The sequence below is a fragment of the Flavobacterium sp. CF136 genome, assembly GCF_000282055.1.
Lineage (GTDB): Bacteria > Bacteroidota > Bacteroidia > Flavobacteriales > Flavobacteriaceae > Flavobacterium.
Window position 1 is genome coordinate 37,560 of sequence record NZ_AKJZ01000012.1, and the last position, 24,158, is coordinate 61,717.

Annotated in this window: 22 protein-coding genes; 6 read left to right on the forward strand and 16 right to left on the reverse strand. The window is 32.5% G+C overall.

Annotated elements, in window-relative coordinates; all coding sequences use genetic code 11:
* Positions 1-48: 48 nt before the first annotated feature.
* Entirely contained in the window at positions 49-1,086 is a 1,038-nt protein-coding gene (locus tag PMI10_RS05110; protein WP_007805286.1) for a formimidoylglutamase, read from the forward strand.
* A 133-nt stretch (positions 1,087-1,219) separates the two neighbouring features.
* Complete coding sequence (locus PMI10_RS05115) at positions 1,220-2,476, forward strand: DEAD/DEAH box helicase (protein WP_007805288.1); 1,257 nt, start codon at positions 1,220-1,222, stop codon at positions 2,474-2,476.
* Here PMI10_RS05115 and PMI10_RS05120 read toward each other — a convergent pair.
* The 3 genes from PMI10_RS05120 to aroC all read right to left on the reverse strand — a co-directional run bounded on the left by PMI10_RS05120 (position 2,473) and on the right by aroC (position 7,169).
* Complete coding sequence (locus PMI10_RS05120) at positions 2,473-4,653, reverse strand: response regulator (RefSeq protein WP_007805290.1); 2,181 nt, start codon at positions 4,651-4,653, stop codon at positions 2,473-2,475. The two genes, PMI10_RS05115 and PMI10_RS05120, sit on opposite strands and share 4 nt — an antisense overlap.
* 122 nt (positions 4,654-4,775) lie before the next feature.
* Entirely contained in the window at positions 4,776-6,062 is a 1,287-nt protein-coding gene (locus tag PMI10_RS05125) for a dicarboxylate/amino acid:cation symporter (RefSeq protein WP_007805292.1), read from the reverse strand.
* A 48-nt stretch (positions 6,063-6,110) separates the two neighbouring features.
* Positions 6,111-7,169, reverse strand: coding sequence for a chorismate synthase (aroC, locus tag PMI10_RS05130; RefSeq protein WP_007805294.1), 1,059 nt, complete (start codon positions 7,167-7,169; stop codon positions 6,111-6,113).
* 187 nt (positions 7,170-7,356) lie between these two features.
* On the opposite strand from aroC, the gene PMI10_RS05135 reads away from it, so the two are divergent.
* Together PMI10_RS05135 and PMI10_RS05140 are read left to right on the forward strand one after the other, a co-directional pair.
* The gene (locus PMI10_RS05135) at positions 7,357-8,175 is read left to right on the forward strand and encodes a UDP-2,3-diacylglucosamine diphosphatase (RefSeq protein WP_007805296.1); all 819 of its coding nucleotides are present in this window, start codon (positions 7,357-7,359) and stop codon (positions 8,173-8,175) included.
* 155 nt (positions 8,176-8,330) lie between these two features.
* On the forward strand, positions 8,331-8,828 hold the full coding sequence (locus PMI10_RS05140) for a hypothetical protein (protein ID WP_007805299.1): 498 nt from the start codon (positions 8,331-8,333) through the stop codon (positions 8,826-8,828).
* A 61-nt stretch (positions 8,829-8,889) separates the two neighbouring features.
* Here PMI10_RS05140 and PMI10_RS05145 read toward each other — a convergent pair whose 3' ends face one another.
* The 9 genes from PMI10_RS05145 to PMI10_RS05185 all read right to left on the reverse strand — a co-directional run bounded on the left by PMI10_RS05145 (position 8,890) and on the right by PMI10_RS05185 (position 17,357).
* Complete coding sequence (locus tag PMI10_RS05145) at positions 8,890-9,315, reverse strand: protease complex subunit PrcB family protein (RefSeq protein WP_007805302.1); 426 nt, start codon at positions 9,313-9,315, stop codon at positions 8,890-8,892.
* Positions 9,316-9,342: 27 nt separating this feature from the next.
* A complete protein-coding gene (bshA, locus tag PMI10_RS05150; protein ID WP_007805304.1) occupies positions 9,343-10,479 on the reverse strand; it encodes an N-acetyl-alpha-D-glucosaminyl L-malate synthase BshA in 1,137 nt (378 codons plus the stop codon).
* A gap of 320 nt (positions 10,480-10,799) precedes the next feature.
* Positions 10,800-11,705, reverse strand: coding sequence for a hypothetical protein (locus tag PMI10_RS05155; protein WP_007805306.1), 906 nt, complete (start codon positions 11,703-11,705; stop codon positions 10,800-10,802).
* A gap of 100 nt (positions 11,706-11,805) precedes the next feature.
* Entirely contained in the window at positions 11,806-12,288 is a 483-nt protein-coding gene (locus PMI10_RS05160; RefSeq protein ID WP_007805308.1) for a hypothetical protein, read from the reverse strand.
* A gap of 95 nt (positions 12,289-12,383) precedes the next feature.
* A complete protein-coding gene (locus tag PMI10_RS05165) occupies positions 12,384-12,986 on the reverse strand; it encodes a hypothetical protein (protein ID WP_007805310.1) in 603 nt (200 codons plus the stop codon).
* The gene (locus PMI10_RS05170; protein WP_007805311.1) at positions 12,986-13,777 is read right to left on the reverse strand and encodes a (Fe-S)-binding protein; all 792 of its coding nucleotides are present in this window, start codon (positions 13,775-13,777) and stop codon (positions 12,986-12,988) included. The genes PMI10_RS05165 and PMI10_RS05170 overlap by 1 nt, the downstream gene beginning before the upstream one ends.
* A 93-nt stretch (positions 13,778-13,870) precedes the next feature.
* Positions 13,871-15,208, reverse strand: coding sequence for a (Fe-S)-binding protein (locus tag PMI10_RS05175; RefSeq protein ID WP_007805313.1), 1,338 nt, complete (start codon positions 15,206-15,208; stop codon positions 13,871-13,873).
* 5 nt (positions 15,209-15,213) lie between these two features.
* Positions 15,214-16,179: an MlaD family protein gene (locus PMI10_RS05180; protein WP_007805315.1), complete on the reverse strand. Its 966-nt coding sequence runs from the start codon at positions 16,177-16,179 to the stop codon at positions 15,214-15,216.
* 50 nt (positions 16,180-16,229) lie between these two features.
* Positions 16,230-17,357, reverse strand: a complete 1,128-nt coding sequence (locus PMI10_RS05185; RefSeq protein ID WP_007805317.1) for an N-acetylmuramoyl-L-alanine amidase family protein — start codon at positions 17,355-17,357, stop codon at positions 16,230-16,232.
* Between the two features lie 82 nt (positions 17,358-17,439).
* Here PMI10_RS05185 and PMI10_RS05190 point away from each other — a divergent pair, with 82 nt between their 5' ends.
* Positions 17,440-20,178, forward strand: coding sequence for a putative LPS assembly protein LptD (locus PMI10_RS05190; RefSeq protein ID WP_035631420.1), 2,739 nt, complete (start codon positions 17,440-17,442; stop codon positions 20,176-20,178).
* Between the two features lie 32 nt (positions 20,179-20,210).
* Positions 20,211-20,591 (forward strand): RidA family protein, encoded by a 381-nt coding sequence (locus PMI10_RS05195; protein ID WP_007805321.1) that lies wholly within the window; start codon positions 20,211-20,213, stop codon positions 20,589-20,591.
* Here PMI10_RS05195 and PMI10_RS05200 read toward each other — a convergent pair.
* The 4 genes from PMI10_RS05200 to pfkA all read right to left on the reverse strand — a co-directional run bounded on the left by PMI10_RS05200 (position 20,572) and on the right by pfkA (position 24,004).
* On the reverse strand, positions 20,572-20,946 hold the full coding sequence (locus PMI10_RS05200; protein ID WP_007805324.1) for a methylglyoxal synthase: 375 nt from the start codon (positions 20,944-20,946) through the stop codon (positions 20,572-20,574). The genes PMI10_RS05195 and PMI10_RS05200 overlap by 20 nt on opposite strands.
* Positions 20,947-20,955: 9 nt before the next feature.
* Entirely contained in the window at positions 20,956-21,807 is an 852-nt protein-coding gene (locus PMI10_RS05205; protein ID WP_007805325.1) for a hypothetical protein, read from the reverse strand.
* Positions 21,808-21,932: 125 nt separating this feature from the next.
* Complete coding sequence (gene gap / locus PMI10_RS05210) at positions 21,933-22,937, reverse strand: type I glyceraldehyde-3-phosphate dehydrogenase (RefSeq protein ID WP_007805327.1); 1,005 nt, start codon at positions 22,935-22,937, stop codon at positions 21,933-21,935.
* Positions 22,938-23,017: 80 nt separating this feature from the next.
* Positions 23,018-24,004, reverse strand: a complete 987-nt coding sequence (pfkA, locus tag PMI10_RS05215; protein ID WP_007805330.1) for a 6-phosphofructokinase — start codon at positions 24,002-24,004, stop codon at positions 23,018-23,020.
* Positions 24,005-24,158 lie beyond the last annotated feature (154 nt).

Below are 24,158 nucleotides of genomic sequence, written 5' to 3' on the forward strand. Positions count from 1 at the left end.
TAACGTAAGTTAACACAATTATATTATTTTTGGAGAATATTTTTTTTTATGGATAAATTAATCCCTTTTACTATTAACGATTTGGCAAAAGTCACTAATCACCGAAGTGGCGAAATAAAATTTGGGGAGAAAATGATTATTATTCCTAAAGGAGCCGATAAAATTAATTTCCTAAAAGAAAGTGATGCTAAATACGTGCTTTTGGGTATTCCGGAAGATATTGGCGTACGGGCTAATTATGGAAGGCCCGGAACTGCTTCTGCCTGGGAATCCGCCATAAAAAGCATTGCAAATATTCAACACAATCGCTTTAGTAAAGGAAGTCAGATTATTGTATTAGGGCATATTAATGTATCTGAAGAAATGCGTGATGTCGAGAATCTTGATTTCAATGATATTGACGATCGGTCAAAATTAAGTCAGCTTGTCGAAAAAATCGATAAAGAAGTTTCGCATATTATTTTCACTATAATCAAAGCGGGAAAAACTCCTATTATAATCGGCGGTGGCCATAATAACGCTTACGGAAACATAAAAGGTTCGGCCCTTGCCCAGGGAAAACCCGTAAATGCTATTAATTTTGATGCCCATTCTGATTTTAGAATTCTGGAAGGACGTCATAGCGGCAATGGTTTCTCCTATGCATATGAAGAAGGTTTCCTGAAAAAATATTTCATTTTTGGCTTACACGAAAATTACACTTCAAAAAGTGTTCTCGATATCATAAAAAAACTCGAAGACCGCGTACGTTATAACACTTATGACAGTATCAATATCCGTAAAGAAAAAGACTTTAATAAAGAAATGGTTGCTGCTTTGGAATTCATAAAAACAGATTCGTTTGGAATTGAAATTGATCTGGACGCCATTCCGAATATTGCCAGCAGTGCCATGACAATCAGTGGTTTTTCAATTGAACAATTACGTCAGTTTATTTCGTTTTTCGGACAACACAGAAACGCTGCTTATTTGCATATTTGCGAGGGAGCACCGGATTTGGACAACTCGCCAAACAATCATTTGATTGGTAAATTAATTGGTTATTTAGTAACTGATTTTATCAAGGCAAATCATGAAAAAATTTAATTATAACTGGTATTAATAATTTGGAATCGGCACTTTTGCCAAATAAACCAAGATTCAATTAAACGATTAACCGAATAAACCTATCTTTGCACAGAATTTTAGTACTTAAAACTAAGTTCTTAATACCTAAGATATGTTATTCGAAGATTTATCACTTTCAAAAAGTATACAAAAAGCCGTATTTGAAGAAGGCTACCTAAATCCAACTCCGATTCAGGAGCAATCAATTCCGATAGTTTTATCCGGCAAAGATTTAATTGGATGTGCTCAGACAGGAACTGGGAAAACGGCAGCATTTGCTATTCCAATTATACATCAATTACACCGCATTGTTGGCTCAACAAAAAAAGCCAAACAAATTCGTGCCTTAATAGTTACACCAACCCGTGAATTAGCAGTTCAAATTGGACAAAATTTTGAAACTTATGGCAAATATACCAACTTAACACAGTTGACTATTTTTGGCGGCGTTTCGCAAAATCCTCAGGTTGACGCCTTAAAAAAGGGGGTTGATATTTTAGTAGCTACACCGGGACGATTGTTAGATTTGCAGAAACAGGGTTTTCTTGACCTGGACCATTTACACACTTTGGTGTTAGATGAAGCTGATCAAATGCTGGACATGGGATTTGTAAACGATGTAAAAAAAATCGTAAAACTGACACCTAAAAACAGACAGACTTTGCTTTTTTCGGCGACTATGCCTATTGCTATTCGTGAATTAGCCGAAATGTTTTTAACAGATCCTGAGACGGTAACAGTATCCCCTGTTTCATCTACAGCTGAAAATGTGGAACAACGTGTTTATTTTGTTGATAAAACCGAAAAAAGAAATTTACTTTATCATTTAATAAAAACAGAAGAGTTATCAAATATATTGGTTTTTTCTAGAACGAAACATGGTGCTGATAATGTTGTAAAAGCGCTTCGCAAAAACAATATCGCTGCCGAAGCAATTCATGGGGATAAATCTCAGAATGCAAGACAACGTGTTTTAGATGCTTTTAAAAATAAAGAAGTCGGCGTATTGGTCGCAACCGATATTGCAGCAAGAGGAATTGATATTGATCAGCTGCCATTTGTTATTAATTTTGACTTACCTAATATTCCTGAAACTTACGTACATAGAATTGGAAGAACGGGACGTGCAGGAAATGGTGGAATTGCTATATCCTTTTGCAGCAAAGATGAACTTCCGTACTGGAAAGACATTCAAAAATTAATAAAAGTAGATGTAAAAACTATTAGTGATCATCAGTACCAATGGCATGCCGGCAGTCCTGAAGCAGGGGCAACTCCTGAAAAACCCAAAAATTCAAACCGAAGCGGAGGTGCTCATAAATCGAGGAAATCAAATGCTTCAAAACAAAATAAAAAACGTTGGTATTAACAACCAACGTTTTTTTCTTCTAAAATAAGATTATTTATAATCTTAAATAATTTTTCAGATTCAAAAGGTTTAATGATAATATCATTCATGCCTGAAGAAATAGCTTCATCTGCAATTTCATCTTTATCAAAAGCAGTAAGAGCTACAATTGGGGTTAAAATTCCAATCGAGCGAATTCGTCTTGTGGTTTCAAATCCATTCATTAAAGGCATATTAATATCCATCAAAACAACATCAAACTCTTCCTTTTTCAATAAATCAATTGCACTAAATCCATCATTAACAACACTGCATTTATAATTATTTTTTTCTATAATTTTTCTGGTAATTAATTGATTGATAATATTGTCTTCTACTATCAGAATTTTGTATAGATTATTTGATTCAAAATCAATTTCGTCAATAATTATTTGAATTTTCTCAGTACTATATTGAAATGGGATTGTGAAAGTAAATAATGTCCCTTCACCTATATCACTTTTTAAGGAAATTGTGCTTCCAAACAGCTGCAAAAGTTTTTTTACAATACTCAGTCCTAAACCTGTACCCTGGTAATCTTCTTCTTTTCTTCCAACCTGTACAAATTTGTCAAAAACCTTACCTTGATCAGCTATTGCTATTCCAACTCCATTATCTTTTATCTGAAATTCTATAAAATAATTATCCTGTTCAATTTTAACCAAACTAGCCATTATTATAACTTCGCCATTTTTGGTGAATTTAAGCGCATTACTTACCAAATTCATCAAAATTTGACCAAATCTAAGTTTATCACCAATTAATTCCTCGGGAATATCTGAATCTATATTTACTAAAACCTGATTATTATTTTTTTTAGATAAAAATGATAATGAATTTTTAATCATATTGATTTCATCCCTCATGTTGAAAGCTGAATTTTCAAGGACAACCCGGTTTTCTTCTATTTTATTAATCTGAAGAAGATCGTTCACCAAAGACAATAAATAACGGGCCGAGAATTTTAATGAACTTAAATACTGGCTTCTGTATAATTCTTTATGTTCATCCAGCAGCATATCGGTAATTCCTACTACCCCGTACAAAGGAGTACGTAATTCATGACTTATGGTCGAAATAAACTGTGTTTTTAACAACGATGCTTCCTCAGCAATTTCTTTAGCTTTTAAAAGCTCTTCATTTGCTTTTTTCTTAATAACAATATTTTTATATAAAGTAAAAATCAGGATTAAAAAAATAAACGATATTAAAATAAATAAAACAACAATTATCTTAGATTTTTTAAGGCTTTGAGATTGTGTTATTTTTTCATTTTCAATTTTATCTATCTCTCTTTTGTATTCATCCAGCTCTAAATTAAATCCTGCAACAGAAGCTTTTTTTAACTTTTCCTGACCATACAACTCTTCAGTAATTTTATTATAAAGAGACAGATTCTCATAAGCTTCTTTATATTTTCGGTTTTTAAGCAAAAAATTGGAGTATTCTAAATACGCATAGGACAAGTTGGATTGTTCATCACCTTTTTTTCCTGATTCAATTGCTTTTTTAAAATAGGTATCTGCCCCTTTATAATCATTTTTATAGCTGTAAAACATACCATTAAGCATATTCACAATAATTGGTGATGATTTATCCCCATCCCTTTTTTGATATGAATTTATAAATTTCAAAAAAGGAGCTCCTTCATTAAAATGCCCAATATCAAAATAAACCCAGGCAATATTCATGTTTGTAAAATACACGTGTTTAAAATTATTGACTTTTAAACCGTAAGCAATTGATTTTTTGTAATAACGGATACCTTTATCTAACTGTTTTTTTTCAAAACAATAGATATTTCCCAAATTATTATAAATACCATACCTTATTGAGTCATTATTTGTTTCATTAGCATAGGACAAGGTTTTGTTGTAGAAAAAAATAGCTTTATCAAATTCTGACAATTCATTATAATTATCGGCTATAATTCTATAGCATTTGGCAATTAAATAATCATCTTTTTTTAAAAAAGCATAATTTAAAGCTGCCCTGGAATTAATTAATGATTTTTCAAAATTTGATTTATTTAAATGTAAACATGCCTGATTAATTAATTCATCAATTTTAGCGTCTGAAATTTCTTCAGATTGTGCAATCGCCGAATTACAAAAGCAATTCAGTAATAATAAGAGTAAAAAAATCCGTATTCGGGGCATATTCGGCTAATTTTTTCAAATATACACTTTAAAATAAAAAGAGTTGCATTTGATAAACAAATTGCAACTCTTTTTTTTATATAAACTATCTGTAAAAAACTAAACCTAAAGTATTTAAACAATTAAATATCGTTTTGTATAGTAGTTTTTAATTCTTTATCAGCTTCCCATTGCCCAACTACCGAAGTTGCTAAAGCATTTCCTAAAACATTTGTTGCACTCCTGAACATATCGCAAAAATGGTCAATTGGCAGAATTAAAGCGATTCCTTCAACAGGAATATCAAACATACCACATGTTGCTGCAACAACAACCAGACTTGCCCTTGGAACACCTGCAATACCCTTACTGGTTAACATTAAAACCAAAAGCATCACCATTTGTGTACCTATATCTAAATGCACTCCATAGGCTTGTGCGATAAAAATACTGGCAAATGTCATATACATCATGCTTCCGTCCAGATTAAAAGAATATCCCAGCGGTAACATAAACGATACTATTCTGTCTTTTACACCAAATTCTTCTAACTGTTCTGTTAATTTAGGAAAAACAGCTTCACTGCTTGTTGTCCCAAAAGCAATAACCAGAGGGCCAACAATACGTTTTAGTAATTCGTTCATTCTTCCTTTCAGAAAAATATAACCTATAACAATCAAAATAACCCATAATGAGCTGATTCCAATTAAAAATGAGCCAAAAAATTTGAAATATGTAATCGCCAGTTCCTGAAAATCCCTAACAGCAAACACACCTGCAATGGCTCCAAAAACTCCAATTGGAGCGAAGTTCATTACATAGTTTACCATTTTCAAAACAATATGTGATGTTTTATCTAAAGCATTTATAACCGGCTTCACAGTATTGCCTAATGAAGCAGCTGCCAATCCAAAAAAGATAGAAAATATTACAATTTGTAAAATTTCATTGGTTGCCATAGCTTCAATAATACTCTTAGGAACAATATGCTCTACAAAGTTTTCAAAAGAAATTGATTTTGTTTTAGCTGTAACCTCAGAAGCTGTTGCTAAATCAACATGTCCTAATTTTAGTCCTACTCCGGGTTCTAATATGTTTACATAAAACAATCCAATCAATAATGATATAAAAGAAGCCGTAAAAAACCACGCTAAAGCTTTACCTCCAATTCTTCCTACTGCTTTAATATCTCCTAATTTTGCAATTCCTACTACCAAAGTGGTAAAAACCAGCGGTGAAATAATCATTTGAACCAGACGAATAAAAATAGTCGCCAACATTTTTATTTTATTGCTAAACGATTGTGCCGCTTCAGACGAAATCGAATTATGCAAAATGATGCCTAAAATAGCACCCAGAACCATTGCAATTAAAATTTGACCTGTCAGTCCGGAAATAAATGATTTCTTTTGGTTTTGAATTGTATTCATTAATTGTTTATTTAATTAAAATTAAGACCCTCACTGCCTGCTTTTAAATTAATATGTTTTGTTGATTAAATAAAAATCAGCCAAAACAATTGCTGCCATTGCCTCAACAATAGGCACAGCACGCGGAACCACACACGGGTCATGACGGCCTTTTCCGGTCATTGGAGTAATGTTTCCTTTATTATCTAATGAATCCTGAGTTTGCATAATAGTAGCAACCGGTTTAAAAGCTACCCTGAAATAAATATCCATACCATTACTGATTCCACCCTGAATTCCTCCTGAAAGATTCGTTTTTGTAGTTCCGTCAGGATTGTATAAATCATTATGCTCACTTCCTTTCATTTCTGAACCTGAAAAACCGCTCCCGTATTCAAAACCTTTAACAGCATTAATAGAAAGCATTGCTTTACCTAATTCTGCGTGTAATTTATCAAAAACAGGTTCGCCTAAACCAACCGGAACATTTTGAATTACACAAGATACAATACCTCCAACGGTATCTCCCTGTTTGCGAATATCACGAATATATTCTTCCATAATTGCTGCCGATTTTTCATCAGGACAGCGAACAGGATTACTTTCTGTTTTTGAAAAATCCAATTCCTGATATGGCGTTTCTAAATGAATAGGTCCAACAGACGAAACGTAGGCATTAATTTTAATTTCAGGCAGCATTTGTTTTGCAATTGCACCTGCTACTACTCTGCTTGCAGTTTCTCTCGCTGAGCTTCTTCCGCCTCCGCGATAATCACGAAAACCATATTTTTGATCATATACATAATCAGCATGACTTGGTCTGTAATTATCTTTTATATGCGAGTAATCATCTGATTTTTGATTGGTGTTTGGAATAATAAACCCTATTGGAGTCCCTGTAGTTTTTCCTTCAAAAATACCGGATAAAAACTGAACTGCATCCGGTTCTTTTCTTTGGGTTACAATTGCTGACTGCCCTGGTTTTCTTCTGGACATTTCAACTTCAATTGCTTCAAAATCAAGCTGAATTCCAGATGGACAACCATCAATTATTCCGCCTAAAGCTTCCCCATGAGATTCTCCAAATGTGGTAACTTTATATAGTGTGCCGTAGCTATTTCCTGCCATTATAATTAGTTTTGAGCAAATGTAAGTTTTATGAATTAAATTAAAAAATTTAAAATTAGTATTATTAACTAAAGATTAACTTGTTTAAAATCACAATTTATTAAAATCAAAGCCAAATTGATAACCTTTTGATAAAGCAAAACCAATTTGAGTTTACTTTATTTGTTTAACTTCAAATTAAGAAAAATTGAAAAAAAGAAATGTCGAATTGGTCATCATTTCCGATGTGCATTTAGGTACATATGGCAGTCATGCCAAAGAGTTAAACAACTACCTTTCAAGCATTAAACCAAAAACATTAGTTTTAAATGGTGACATTATTGATGCCTGGCAATTTAGAAAATCATACTTCCCTAAATCACATTTAAAAGTCATTCAACGAATAATTGGAATGGCTACTAAAGGCACAAAAGTGTATTATATTACCGGAAATCACGATGAGATTCTAAGAAAATTTAGCGACATGAACATGGGTAATTTTGCCTTGGTTGATAAATTGATACTGGAATTAGACGACAAAAAAGCATGGATTTTTCACGGAGATGTTTTTGATGCATCTGTACAACACTCTAAATGGATAGCAAAATTAGGCGGTTTAGGTTATGATTATTTAATTTTAACAAACCGATTGGTAAATTGGTTTTTATCCAAATTAGGAAGAGAACCGTATTCATTTTCTAAAAAAATAAAAGCCAGTGTAAAAAAGGCTGTCAAATTTATTTCTGATTTCGAAACTACAGCTACTGATTTAGCAATCGAAAAAAAATATGATTATGTGATTTGCGGACATATTCATGAACCAAAAATTATTACAAAAGAAAACAAACATGGCTCCACTTTATACTTAAATTCCGGAGACTGGGTTGAAAACCTAACCGCTTTGGAATATCATAAAAAACGATGGAAGTTAGTTTCATATTCAGAAATGAACATTACCGAAGAAGAAAATCTTTTTGAAATGGAAGATATTTTAACTTCACAATTAATTACTTCAATTATTAAATAAATGACAACACATTAATTATAAATACATTATAATTAGTTTAGTCTTCCTTCATTTATAAAATTATATTTTAGTGTAAATTATATAACAATTTTAAATAATATTATACGTTTATACATAACAGTAATTGTAATTTTGAAAAAATTAATAACCATTTTATGAAAAAAATTATTTTATCAGCCTTTATGCTACTAGGCTTAGCATTTTCGGCACAATCACAAGAAATTGCTAAAAATGCTCTGGGTTTACGTTTAGGAGACAACAACGGATTTGGAGGAGAAATATCTTACCAAAGAGGTCTGTCTCAAAAGAACAGACTAGAGTTTGATTTAGGATGGAGAGACAGCAGGGATATAGACGCTATTAAAGGCGTTGTACTTTATCAATGGGTTTGGAACATTGATGGTGGTTTCAACTGGTACGCTGGTGTTGGTGGTGGTTTAGCTGCTTGGGATGACAATCATTATTACGACAATAATGATTATGACCATAATGGTGTGTATGTTTTTGCCGCTGGTGATATTGGTATAGAATATGGTTTTGACAAAGTGCCTATTTTATTATCATTAGACGCAAGACCAGAGATTGGATCAGGATATTATAATGATGATAACTTTGGATTTGACGTTGGTTTAGGAGTTAAATTTAAATTCTAAAATTCAAAATCATCTTACTTTATAAAAAAAATCCTGTCACTTCAAAAACGACAGGATTTTTTTATTTAATTACGATTTCTTTTTTCGAATGTATCCTTACAACTGTATAAGGATAAGAGATCACCTGAGTTACCATAGCATCCGGCGAAGGATTATTTTCTTTTATAGTAATTATAATATTCTTATCAGTCTCTTCCACCTTTTCAACTCCTATCGAATATCCTCCTGAATTCTTCTCTCCCATATTCAAAATTACATAATTTGAATTACTGATATCTGACTGCTTCATTTTATCTTTTAAAAGCGGGTCATTTTCCAGCATTTTAATTTCATTGGGTTCACTCAGGATTTCAAAAAATTTAATATTTCCGCCTCCGTCAGATTGCTCCGTTAAAATTTCATATAATCCTTTTGAATCTGATGTTTTTTTTGTCCCGCTACAGGAAGCCAGAACTATGACTATTAAAACCAAAATTATTTTTTTCATTTCCTTCTATTTTAAAGTTAAAAACTTCTAATTTTTATAATCATCTATTGCTCTCTGATATAACGCTTCATATATTGGTAATATGTTTTTAATATCGAATTTTTTTGCAACTTCTAAAGCATTGTTTTTAAACTCATTTAAAACTGCATCATCTTTAAGGATTTTAATCGCATTTGAAGCCATTTCATCAACATCTCCAACATTACTTAAATATCCTGAAAAACCATCAAAATTTACTTCCGGCAAACCACCGGAATTACTCGAAATTACCGGAACCCCACAGGCCATAGCTTCTAAGGCTGCCAAACCAAAACTTTCTGTTTCTGATGGGAGTAAAAATAAATCGGTCAAAAGTAAAATTTTATCAATTTCATTACTGTTTCCAAAGAAAATTACCTTATCATGAATTCCTAATTCCTGGCATAAAATTTCAGCTTTTTCTTTTTCAGGACCATCACCGACCATCATTAATTTTGCCGGCATTGCTTTTTGGATATTATAGAAAATCTTAATAATATCCGAAATGCGTTTCACTTTTCTAAAGTTACTTATATGCGTAACAATACGTTCATTTTCTTTTGCCATCACAGAGCGGTGACAAGGTGCTAACGGATCTTTTTTAACTTTATCCAGCTCGATAAAATTTGGAATTACCTTTATTTTATTCTTGATTTTAAATAATTTCAATGTATCATCTTTCAAACTCTGTGAAACCGAAGTTACATAATCTGATTTATTGATACTAAAAGTCACAGCAGGTTTATAAAACGGGTGATTTCCAACCAGAGTAATATCCGTTCCGTGAAGCGTAGTAATCATTGGCAGATTAATTCCTTCATTTTTCAGCATTTGTTTCGCCATATAACCTGCATAAGCGTGTGGAATTGCATAATGCACATGAAGAACTTCAATCTTGTATAATTTCACCATATCAACCAATTTACTGGATAATGCCAATTCGTAAGGCTGATAATGAAAAAGAGGATATTCCGGAACGTTTACTTCGTGATAGTGTACATTCGGATTTAAAAGTGCCAACCGTACAGGCTGACTATAAGTAATAAAATGGATTTCGTGTCCGCGTCTGGCTAATTCAAGGCCTAATTCTGTGGCTACTACCCCACTACCGCCAAAAGTCGGATAACAAACTATTGCTATTTTCATGTATTAAATTTAGTACTACGAAAGTACTCAAAAATAGCGTTTAATTAAAGCTTTGGATTGTTAGATTTTTTGTAAATCTTTAGATTTATCTGACTATTAAAATCTGATTATATCTGTAATATTAATCGAGTTAAAGCAATTACAACTCCTGATTCATAACTTATATTGATACTTTTTATAAGGAGCAGAAACAATAATTTTCAAAAGAACCACCTGTCCCGCTGTCCGCTGTATCTTTTATGGCAAACCCCGCCATAAAAGGATATCACTCCCATCGAGGCTAGATTAGAGGTTTTCGCTTTTTAAAGTAAAAAAAAGTATTACTTATATAGTTCATAAAAGTTCATATAAATATTACCTGTCTCACTAGCTTTTCTCCTTTTTTTCAATAACAGATCTGGAAACGAAACTCTATTGTCCAAAATTGCCATAATATCAACACCATCCATAATTATTATAGATTGAAAGTGAGGAGAAATTGCCTCTGTAGTTACACCGTCCATTGTAATGAGCAAACCTGCTGCAGTTTTAAACTTAGATTCAACTTTGTAACAAAAAGTTGCCAAATCAGTTCGACTAACTTCAACTTTCCATTTTGCTTCCAAAAGAAAATCAGTATTTTGAAAAGTAAAAGCCCCATCAATTTGCTCGCCATGAATTTTAAAAGAACCTTTAGGATCTAAGTCATAAAGCATAAATAGATCATATAGAAATTTTTCAAATTGAAATCCACGTTGTTGAAAATTTGTATTCGTTGCAATTTTATTAAACGCTTCTTTTAAAATAACTAATTCACTATCTAGAGAAATGACTTTTTTTAGTTCTTGATTAGTTTTAGCTTTTCTTATTTTTGCTTCTTCTTGCTCTTTAGTTATTTCAATATATCCTTTAGTATGAGTTCTTAAATTTCTTACCGCTTCTTTGGCTTTTCTTGTTTTTGAACCATCATCATCCCAAAATTTTAAATTATCAAAATCGGTAAAATCGGTTACAGCTAACAATAAATTCATTAAATCTTGTTCATAAATATCCAAACGATTAGTCATTCTTGATATTAATTCCTTAATACTTTCCCTCTTAGTACCTTGCCAATTTATTGTACTAACAATCGTAGAATTATCAAGAACTAACTTCAAATAATCTTGTAAATTCTCTTTTTTCCAATATATTACTGCCAAAGCTTCTTTTAAAGAAAGGATAGCTTGCGGAGAAATTTTCTTTTTCATTTAAAAAATATCAATTATAATTTTATACTAATTAGAGCTTATCAAAAAAAAAGGCATAAAATCTAAATTTCATGCCTATCAAATATAATATAAATTTCTCTTAGAAAAACCTGCTATGCCAGCTATCAGCCGCAGGAACTTCCCATGATTCGTTAAACTCTTCAATATTATTTACCAGATTATTAAAAACAATCGTATTCTCCGATACTGATTTATCTTTAACCATTTTCTTAAAATCTATTAATGGTTTGTGTGCGATATGTTCACCAAGTTTAAAAGTAACATTCATTTTATCCAACAAATCAACGTTGTATTTTTTCTCTAAACTCTGGATAAATTCAACCGAACTATCAATAGAACAACCCGTCGCTGCCTGCACATCCTGATTTACAGCCAAAATAATAAATCGGTTGTATTTTAATAAATATGAAGCTTCTAAACTTGTTCCGTGTGCAGCCCAGCCTTCAATAAAAGATTTTAGATCAGACTCTATTTCAGAAAATTCTTCCTCAGAAAATTTTCTGTTCGATTGGTAAATCCAGATTCTGGATTCACCAGGTAAATTTTCAAAAGGTACGTACATTTTAATTTTAGATTATAGATTGTTGATTTTAGATTGCAGGATTTAAAAGTTTCTGGTTTCAGGCTAAAAAACCTTTACACCTTAAGATCTTTTAATTATTGCTTTTCTAATTTTGTAAGAATTTTAAAATATCTGAATTCTTTAGCTTTTGAATCAAATAATTCAATTTCAGTATAACTTATTTTAAGTTTATCTTTTTTCTTTATATCATTGTTAGTCAACAAAGGAGCCGTGTCAAAGTAGGTTAATAAAAGAAAGCTGTACTTCCTTCCGTTTTGATCTTTCACCTGCAAAGTAATGAACTGTTCTGATTGAATGTCAATTACTTCACCTAAAATAAAAGCATCTTCTTTATCATCTGCAATTTCATCTTTAGAATTTTTCCCTAGTTCCATAATCATATTAGGACAAAAGGCAAGCATTTTTAAAGCTACGGTTTCTCCCAATTTTCCCATTCCATCAGTATCGTTAAATTTTTCTTTTTCCTCACTATTCAATTCAGACTTATGATCGGAATAACTTTTAATTATACATATACCAACATTCCTTTTTAGTTCATCACCTGATAAATTTGGTTCTTTAACTTTTTTGGCATCTAAACATTCACAGGTTTCTTTTGCGATAAGATCTAAACCACCACTTTGAGAATAGGTGTTAGCAAAACACATTAAAATAAAGAACAAAAATATTTTTTTCATTATAAATCCTGTGCGTTTGCGATTAATTCAGCAATGTCCATCACTTTAACCTGTCCTTCTTTTTCCTGATGTTTAATACCATCTGTCAACATTGTATTACAGAAAGGACAACCTGCGGCAATAATGTCCGGTTTAGTTTCAAGAGCATCTTCAGTTCTTTCAACATTCACCTCTTTGTTTCCTGGCTCAGCATCTTTAAACATTTGTGCACCACCGGCACCACAACATAATCCATTTGCTTTAGAACGCTTCATTTCGACTAACTCAACATCCAATTTTTGAATTAGATCCCTTGGTGCTTCATAAACTTTATTAGCTCTTCCTAAATAACAAGGGTCGTGAAAAGTGATACGTTTTCCTTTAAATTGTCCGCCTTCAACGGTTAATCTGCCATCATCAATTAATGATTTTAAAAATTCCGTATGATGAATTACATCATATTTACCTCCCAATTCAGGATATTCATTTTTCAAAGTATTAAAACAATGCGGACATGCAGTAACTATCTTTTTTGCTTCATATGCATTCAGGACCTCAATATTCATCATAGCCTGCATTTGAAACAAAAACTCATTTCCTGCACGTTTTGCAGGATCACCAGTACAACTTTCTTCGGTACCAAGAACAGCAAAAGAAACGTTTGTACGATTTAAAATACGTACAAATGCTTTTGTAATTTTCTTCGCTCTATCATCAAAACTTCCTGCACAACCCACCCAGAATAAAACTTCCGGCTGTTTTCCTTCGGCAAGCATTTCGGCCATTGTTGGTACTACTAAACTTTCTGACATTTTCTCTCTATTTCGTTTAAAGTTTAAAGTTCAAAGTCTCATGTTTTTAATCTGAAATCTGAATCTTAATTTATTCCTGAGAATTTTTAATTATTAATTCTCATTCTTCCAATTCAATCTGTCCTGTTGATTGTATTGCCAAGGTGCTCCATTATTTTCGATATTAGTCATCATCGCATTTAATGACATAGGTGCCGCACTTTGTTCCATTACTAAATAACGGCGCATATCCATAATAATAGACAACGGACTAATATTTACCGGGCATTCTTCTACACAGGCATTACATGACGTACATGCCCATAATTCTTCAGGCGTAATGTAATTGTTCAGTAATGTTTTATTATCCGGAACAAAAACACCTTTATTTACATCTATATTTTTTCCTACTTCCTCCAAACGGTCTCTTGTATCCATCATAATCTTACGGGGAGACAGTTTTTTACCTGTTTGATTTGCGGGACACGATGATGTGCAACGCCCACATTCTGTACACGTATAAGCGTTTAATAATTGTACCCAGTTTAAATCCTGAACATCACTTGCCCCAAATTTTGCAGGAGCAGCATTTTCATCAACCGGAGCAGCAGCAAACGGATCAGCGTTAGGATCCATCATTAATTTTACTTCTTTGGTAACTGAGTCTAAATTATCAAATTGTCCCTGTGGTTTCAAATTGGCAAAATAGGTATTTGGAAAAGCCAAAAGAATATGCAGATGTTTTGAAAAATACAGGTAATTCATAAAAATCAAAATCCCCGTAATATGCAGCCACCAAAAAGCTTCTGATAATAACATAACCAACTCATTTGACATTCCGTTAAAAATCGGTGCAATGAATTGACTCACTGGAAAACTCCCTGCTTTTATAAAATGTGAAAATCCTCCGGGAACATTTTGCAAATGCAAGTCTGAAGCATTCATCAATAAAAACAAAGTCATTAAAACCATCTCAAAATACAAGATGTAATTGGCATCACTTTTAGGAAATCCATCCAGATCACGATTAATAAACCTTTTTAATCTGACAATATTTCTTCTTATCCAGAAAGTAGTTACAGCTGCCAGAACCAAAAGTGCCAAAATCTCAAAAGAAGCAATCAGAACATTATAAACTACTCCTAAGTAAGGTGCAAAAACTCTGTGTGTTCCAAATAAACCATCGATAATAATTTCCAGTAATTCAATATTAATGATAATAAAACCCAGGTAAACGACAATATGCAAAATTCCGGCAACAGGACGTTTTACCATTTTTGACTGCCCAAGAGCAATCATAGCCATGTTTTTCCAACGTGCTTTAGGGTTATCTTTTCTATCAACATCCACTCCTAAATTGATGTTTCGAATGATTTTTTTAACACTGGATGCAAAAAAACCGAAACCTGCTATCAGAAGTATAGCGAATAAAATATTATCTAAATAATTCATTCCTTTTATTTTTTAGTAGATGAGTTCTCATCTTCAGTTGGTGCTGTATAAGGTTTATTTTTCTTTCCAAAAACCGAAACATTTACGTAACGGGTCGGATGAAGACGTACATCCTGCAATAATAACTCTAACTCTTTTGAAGTTTTAGACAAATTATTATACAAAGCGTCATCGTTTAATAATTTTCCGGCTGTACCTTTTCCTGAGTTTAAATTACTCATCATACCGTCCACTTTAGCTAATGTCTGATTAAGATTTCTAACTGTTTTACCTAAACCAGCTTTATTTAGGGAATCAGATATTTTATTGAAATTACCCGACATTTTATTAAAGTTAGTCACTACTCCATTAATCTGAGCTTTATTTGTATCTAAAATAGAATTGAGACTTCCTGAAGCTTTATGAAACTGCTCCATTGTCTGACTCAATTGTGTCAATGTTTTCTTGATGTCCTCTTGCCCTTTTTTATCTAAAACGTTGTTTAATCCGGTAACCAGGGCATCAATATTTACAAGCATTTTTTCCAGCTTTTGCTGAATTGGTTCAATTTTGCCTCCTAATGATTCTGTCAGACCCAATTGTACATTAGATTCTAAAGTCTGTCCTTCTTTTGCGGGATCTTTATCTGCTAAATTAGGCAGAATTGCAATTTGTTTTCCGCCAATTAAACCTGGAGAGTATAAAGATGCTTTACTCGTTTTGGAAATTGGAAAATCAGTTTTTAATTGTAATTCAACTAATAATTTTCCTGTTGTTTCATTAATTGTAATTTTATTTACTTTACCAATCACGAGTCCGTTTAAAGTAACCGGAGCAGAAGCTGCTAAGTCCTCAACATTATCATATTCAACATATAATGTTTTATAATTTGTAAAAAGGTCTTTGCCTTTTAAAAAACTGTAGCCCCAAATAAATAATAAAATTGACGCAATGACTAAAATAGCCGTTTTAATTTCTCTTGTTAGTTTCAAAATTGTAAGTGTTTGTACAAAATTAATATAAATATTCGAACTTCCCAGTATTATTTGACAGCGTCCTGAATACTGATTTTTTCACCATCTTTAGTTGCAACTAAAAATGAAGCTCCATATCCTTTACTTTTAGCTTCTTGCAAATATTTTTTAGCACTTTCGTAATCTGTAGTTTCCTGATAGAAATATTTATAAATATTATTTTCATATATCATGGTTACATTTTTTAGGCCTTTAAAATTTTTAGGTTCCAATGGTGTCTTTTTTATGCTGGCGATAAGCTGTACCTTAAAAAAAGTTCCTTTTGGAGCAGTTTTAACGACTGTAACAGGCACTGTTGTTTTTGGTTTTACCGGTGTTGATGTATCCTTTACGGGTTTAACATCATCAGCATCAGAGTTACCATTTCCAAAATACTCTCTTTTATAACTCAAAATAGCCTGGGCAATGGCTTCTGCAATATCATTTTGTCCCGCCTCAGAGTTCAGGAGATCTCCTTCTGTAGGATTTGAAACAAATCCTGTCTCAACTAAAACCCTTGGCATATATGCTTTATGAAGTACCATAAATGGAGCTTGTTTTACGCCTCCGTGACGAAGTTTTTTTCCTAGCTTGTCAAAATTAGCTTCAATTTTATCAGCAAGTGAAATACTATTATCAAGATATTCTTCCTGCATTAAGGTCAAACCAACCATTGATTCGGGAGAATTTGGATCGTAACCTTCATATTTACGCTTATAATCTTTTTCCAGGGTAATAACCGAGTTCTCTTTCTTTGCCGCTTCAAGATTTGATGACGTTTTACTCAAACCCATTACATAAGTTTCGGTTCCGTCTGCCGCAGTATTTTTATTGGCATTACAATGTATAGAAACAAAAATATTAGAATTTGCCCTGTTAGCAATATTTGCCCTTTCAGCTAAATCAATAAAAACATCTGTTTTACGTGTATATATAACATCTACATTTGGATTAAGCTCTAAAATTTTCCCAACTTTTAAAACAATTGCCAAAGCTATATTTTTTTCAATACGACCACTATAGACCGCTCCAAAGTCATGATCTCCATGTCCGGCATCAAGTGTCACTTTAAAAACATTGGATTGACTGTATGCACAAAAAGACATTATATTTAGAAATAAAATAAATATAAGTTTAGTTTTGTTATATATGTTCATAAATATAAAAGTTAATTTTAATAAACCACAAATGCTATAATTTTTATAATTGTTTATTTTTGCCAAAAAATTATATGTAAGTTTGACATGTCAAAAAACAAGCCATACTTTTACAAAAATAGCATTTAAACCTTTGCATACAAACTTATTTAATATCGTTTTAATATCATTTTTCCTAAGCTTAGGATATGGTAATTTATATTCACAAGATATAAAAACTAAAAAGACTTCGTTACCAACTGTAAAACAAACAGATAAACCTAAACTGACTACAGCAGATACCGTAAAGGCTGATAGTATTAAACCTAAACTAACTGTAGTTGATACTGTAAAAGTAGACAGTATTAAACCTAAAAAGGCTTTTCTTGATGGGAAAGTAAAATACAAAGCAAAAGATTATGCTAAGATTGATCAAAAAAAGAAAATAATTACGCTTTATAACGAAGCCGAATTATACTATAAGGATGTAGAACTTAAATCGGGAATAATTGTCCTGAATTATGAGAAAGACGAAGTATATGCCGGCCGAATAAAAGATTCAACAGGAACTTTATATCAATATCCAAATTTCAAGCAGGGTCAAAGCGAAGTTCAGCCGGATTCTATTCGTTTTAATTTTAAAACAAAAAAGGCTTTAATTTATAATTCAAGGACAGAACAAGGAGAATTTAAAATAAAGGCTCCTATTACCAAAAAAGAAAATGATTCTGTATACTTTTTAAAAGGTGCACGTTTTACAACCTCTACTGATGTTGACAATCCTGAGTATTATTTCAGGGCCAGTAAAGTAAAGTTCGTTCCCGGAAAAAAAGTAATTACAGGTTTGACCAATATGGTTATTGCTGATGTTCCAACGCCCATAGCTTTACCTTTTGCTTATTTCCCGATGAGTCAGGAAAAAAGTGTTTCAGGAATCATTATACCAAGTTATAATGACTCAAACACTCGTGGATTTTCACTCCAGAACATGGGGTATTATTTTGCTTTAACCGATAATTATGACTTAACCGTATTAGGAGATTATTATACCAATGGTAGTTACGCCATGCGTTTCGAGTCTTCTTATGCTGAAAGATACAAATACAGAGGGAATGTTAATATCCGTTTTGAGAATTTAATTTCAAGTGAAAGAGGGTATCCGGATTACTCAAAACAAAACATTTACAACATTCAGTGGTCTCACTCACGGGATTCTAAAGCAAATCCTAATTCAAGTTTTTCTGCTTCTGTAAATATGGGTAGCAGTAAATATTTTAAACAGTCTATTAATCAGGCAAATATTGGATCAAGCTTAAACAATACGCTTAGCTCTTCTATTTCATATAACAAAACATTTAATACTATTCCGCAAGCCAGGATAGCATTAACTGCAACCCATTCTCAAAATACACAAACAGAAGAAATCAACATGACATTGCCCTCATTGCAGGCAAGTATTGATCGTATTTATCCTTTTGTCGGGAAAGATGGTGTTAAAAAAGGAATAATAAAAAATATCAATTTACAATATAGCCTGAGTGGAAAAAATAGTTTTGTAACTAACGATTCTTTATTTTTCAAACCTCAAATGTTCGATAATGCAAAAATAGGTATGCAACACAGTATTCCTATCAGTACCAACTTTAAAATATTCAAATATTTTAGTGCTAGTGCGTCTACAAATTATCAGGAAACATGGGTAACAAAAACCATTAACAGATCTTATGATCAGGATTTGAATAAAGTTGTTGATAAAACAGTCGGCGGTTTTGATGCCTTTAGAACATACAACTTTAGTTCTAGTCTGGGAACTACTATTTATGGTACTTTTAAATTTGGTGATGATAAAAAAATACAGGCCATACGCCATGTCATGCGTCCATCTCTATCATACTCTTACACTCCCAGTTTCGAGAAATATTACGATACTTATGCTATAGATGCTACAGGTACAACCATGAAGGAATATACGCGATTTGAAAATGGAGTTTACGGACAGCCGGGACTATCAAATTCAAATATAGTAGGATTTGATTTAAGCAATACTTTTGAAGCAAAAGTAAGAGACAGTGACAGTACTAAAACCGAGCCTAAAAAAATGATGCTGCTAAACAATTTAAACTTTAGCACGAGTTACAATTTTAATGCTGACGGTAAAACAACATTCGCTTTGGAACCGGTTCGTGTCAGTGGAGGAACTCAGTTATTTGACAATAAAATGAATGTCAATTTTGCAGCTACATTAAACCCTTATGCCATTGATAATTCAGGACAGCAAATTAATGTCTTCAATATCAATAATGGAGGAAGTTTATTTAGAATGACCAGTGCTAATATGACTTTGAATTATTCTTTTACAAACAAAAACGAGAAAAAGGATGAAAATAAACAAAGCCAGCGAAACGGAGGACGTAGCGATGATTTGTTTGGTACAAATACAGATTTGAATGATCCCAGAAAAAGCCAATTTTCAGAAGAAGATAAAGAAAATGTTATTACTGAGTTCTTTAACTCCAAACTCCCGTGGGATATGACTATGGCCTATTCATTAACTTATTCAAATACAAACAGGGAAAATAAAATTACAGGAAATTCTGTGATGGTTTCTGCAAATATGGATATCACCCCTAAATGGAAAGGCGGAATTTCAACAGGTTATGATTTTGTTCAACAAGGAGTTACTTTTACCCAGTTACGTTTTGAAAGGGATTTGTTAAGCTGGAGGATGTCTTTTAACTGGACACCACTTGGAGCATATTCTAACTGGAATTTCTTTATTGGAATAAAATCAGGGATGCTTAGCGACATAAAATGGAATAAACGAAGCACTTCTAACCGATAATCGTCAAATTAAAATTAACCATTCTTTGAGATATGAAAAAAATAATCTTTACCGAAAAAGCTCCGGCTCCTATTGGTCCTTATAATCAGGCTGTATTATCAGGAAACACACTTTATGCTTCCGGGCAAATAGCTATAAATCCAGCTTCCGGAGAACTCATTACTGAAAACATTAATGATGAAACTCATCAGGTCATGAAAAACATTGCTGCAATCCTTGAAGCTGCAAATATGACTTTTGAAAACGTTGTAAAAGCATCTATTTTTATTATGGATATGAATAATTTTGCAGCTATAAATACAGTTTACGGATCTTATTTTAACGAAAAAACCGCTCCAGCTCGTGAAACGGTTCAGGTGGCTTGTCTGCCAAAAAATGTAAATGTTGAGATTTCTATAATTGCTGTGCAATAGCATCTAATAATAATTGTGCCGTTGCTTCATTTGTTGCCAGCGGCACATTATGTACGTCGCAAACACGAATTAACATATTGATATCAGCTTCATGGGGATGGCTCGACAAAGGGTCTTTAAAAAAGAAAACCATCTTTGTAATTCCTTCTGCTACTCTTCCGGCAATCTGAGCATCACCTCCCAATGGTCCTGAAAGCATTCTTCTTGTTTTAAAACCTGCTGCTTCAGCTTTTCCTCCAGTAGTACCAGTACCAATCAGACTTATATTTTCATTATGTAAAACGATTGTATTTTTAATTAAAAAATTAATCAAATCCGCTTTTTTACCATCATGAGCAATAATTGCAATTTCCATTATAAAATTTTATTTATTAGCAACGTGATACGCTATTAACCCGTCAATCGGACGTCTTAAAACATTCCCTAGCTGAAGTTCATATTTATCAAATGTTTCCTGTAATTCATCTTTTAAATAAAAAGCAATTGAACCTACAAAATGAACCGGAACTTCTTTGCAATTCTCATATTGTTTGATATAATTTTTAACGAAAGATTTCATTCCCTTAAAAATGATTTTTCTACAAAATTCAGAATCTTTATGCTTTATTAAAAACTTGGCAAAAGTGGCTAAATATGCATTAGGATTTGGCTCTTTATATAATTTATTTTTAATAAAATCAGGATCTAAATTATATTCTTTTTCAAATTCAGATGCCAGTTCTTTAGGCATTTTATTAAAATAGTACTTTCTGATTAATTCTTTTCCAAAAACATTTCCACTACAATCATCCATAGCAATATAGCCTAATGACTGTACCTTTTGATGCAATACTTTTCCATCAAAATAACTGCAGTTAGAGCCAGTACCTAAAATACTGACAATTGCTTGTTCTCCTTTTGGGGTAGTTGCGTAAACAGCAGCATATGTATCTTCATGAACTTCAACAATAGCATTCTCAAAGTATTCCTGAAATATTTGTGAAAGTGCGGTTTGCATTCTCTCAGTACCACAACCTGCTCCATAAAAAAACAAATGTGTGGCTTCTTTTCTATTTTGTAAAATATCAAAACGGTCATTTAATCTCTCGATAATCTCGGGACCGTCAAGGATTTCAGGATTTAATCCTAAAGTTTGTGTTGTGAATAATACCTTTCCATTATCATCAATTGCAATCCAATCGGCTTTAGTAGATCCACTATCAACTATTAATTTCATTTTATTTCAGTTTTTGGATTAGTTTTCTTTAATTAAAAGTGTGTTTTTTACATTAATTAAAGAGGTAACAAAATAAGAAAATCCCGTTACTTTGAAATAACGGGATTTTCTAAAATTATAAAATATTATTTTAAACCTGCGATATGCACAGATAAATCAATTAATTTACTAGAGTATCCGTACTCATTATCATACCAGGATACTAATTTGAAGAAAGTTGAATTTAAACCAATTCCTGCAGTAGCATCAATGATTGAAGTTCTTTTATCAGAGATAAAATCTTGAGATACAACTGCATCTTCAGTATATCCTAAGATACCTTTCATTGTAGTTTCAGAAGCTTTTTTCAAAACAGCCATAATTTCTTCGTAAGAAGTCTCTTTAGCTACTTTTACAGTTAAATCTACTGTAGAAACGTCAGCAGTAGGAACACGGAAAGCCATACCAGTTAATTTTCCATTCAATTCCGGAATAACTTTTCCAACAGCTTTTGCTGCACCAGTTGATGAAGGAATAATGTTTATGCTTGCAGCACGTCCACCTCTCCAGTCTTTTCTGGAAGGTCCGTCAGCTGTCATTTGAGTTGAAGTTGTTGCGTGAACAGTTGTCATCAAAGCTTCTACAATTCCAAAGTTATCGTGAATAACTTTAGCTAAAGGGGCTAAACAGTTTGTTGTACATGAAGCATTAGAAACTACAATATCTGAAGCTTTTGCTGTTTCGTGGTTTACACCCATTACAAACATTGGAGCATCTGCAGACGGAGCAGAAATAATTACTTTTTTAGCACCACCTTTAATGTGCTCATTTGCAGTTTCGATAGTTGTGAAGATACCAGTACATTCTGCAACTACATCAACATCAACTTCGTTCCATTTTAAGTCAGCCGGGTTTCTTTCTGCAGTGATACGGATATTTCTTCCGTTTACATAAAGTTTTCCTTCTTTAACTTCTACAGTTCCGTCAAAACGACCGTGAACTGAATCATATTTTAATAAGTAAGCTAAGTGATCTACATCTAATAAATCATTGATTGCTACTACTTCTACATTATCTCTATTGAATGATTCTCTAAAAACGATTCTTCCAATTCTTCCAAATCCGTTAATTCCTAATTTTACTTTTGACATTTTACTTGATTTTGCTTTTGTTTTTATTTAACTAATTTAAAGTCTAATTTCCTCACTTATAAACTTCGTTTCCTTTTATGTTATGTTGACATGATATCTGATACTCTCAATAATTCTCTGTCGATTTCCGATTTTCCTTTAATCGCTTGCTCCAATGGGGTCAAAGTTACTTTATCCTGTTGTAAACCAACCATATAATTTGACTTACCATCTATTAAGGATTCTACAGCCTTTACTCCTAAACGGCTGGCTAATACACGATCAAAACAAGACGGAGAACCTCCACGCTGCATATGACCAAGAACTGAAACTCTTACGTCATATTCAGGCAGATTAGCTTCAACGTAATCTTTTAATTCGAAAACGTTTTTACCAATTCTATCACCTTCGGCAATAACTACTATACTTGATGATTTCCCTGAAGCTTTACTTTTTTGAAGTGAGTCTAAAAGTCTTTCAAGACCTAAATCTTCTTCAGGAATAAGAATTTCTTCGGCACCGGCACCGATTCCTGCGTTAAGGGCAATATGACCGGCATCTCTACCCATAACCTCTACAAAAAACAATCGGTTATGTGAACTTGCTGTATCTCTGATTTTATCAATACAATCTACAACTGTATTTAAGGCAGTATCATATCCTAAGGTGTGACTTGTCCCAAAAATATCGTTATCAATTGTCCCTGGAATTCCCATTACCGGAAAACCAAATTCTGAATTAAATATCAAACCTCCGGTAAAACTTCCATCTCCACCTATAACTACCAAAGCATCTACTCCGGCTTTTAATAAGTTTTCATGGGCTTTTTTTCTACCTTCAGGTGTTCTGAATTCAGTTGAGCGTGCCGATTTTAAAATCGTACCTCCTTTATTTACAATATTATTCACACTTCGAGGTCCCATTTCTTTGAAGTCTCCTTCAATCATTCCCTGGTATCCTCTATAAATTCCCAAACATTCTATATTATGATATGCGCATGTTCGAACAACTGCTCTTATTGCGGCATTCATTCCTGGCGAGTCTCCTCCTGAGGTAAGAACACCTACTTTTTTTATTGTTTTTGGCATTATTTAAGTATTAAAGTGTAAAATTAGCAAACATTCATCACTTTTCAGTGGATGCTTATAATAAATTAATAAAAAAACTAAATTCAAACGTTTTCGGTTAATAAGTTTTACTATACCAAAAAATTCATTTAAAATAATAAAAGGCACATTTTTT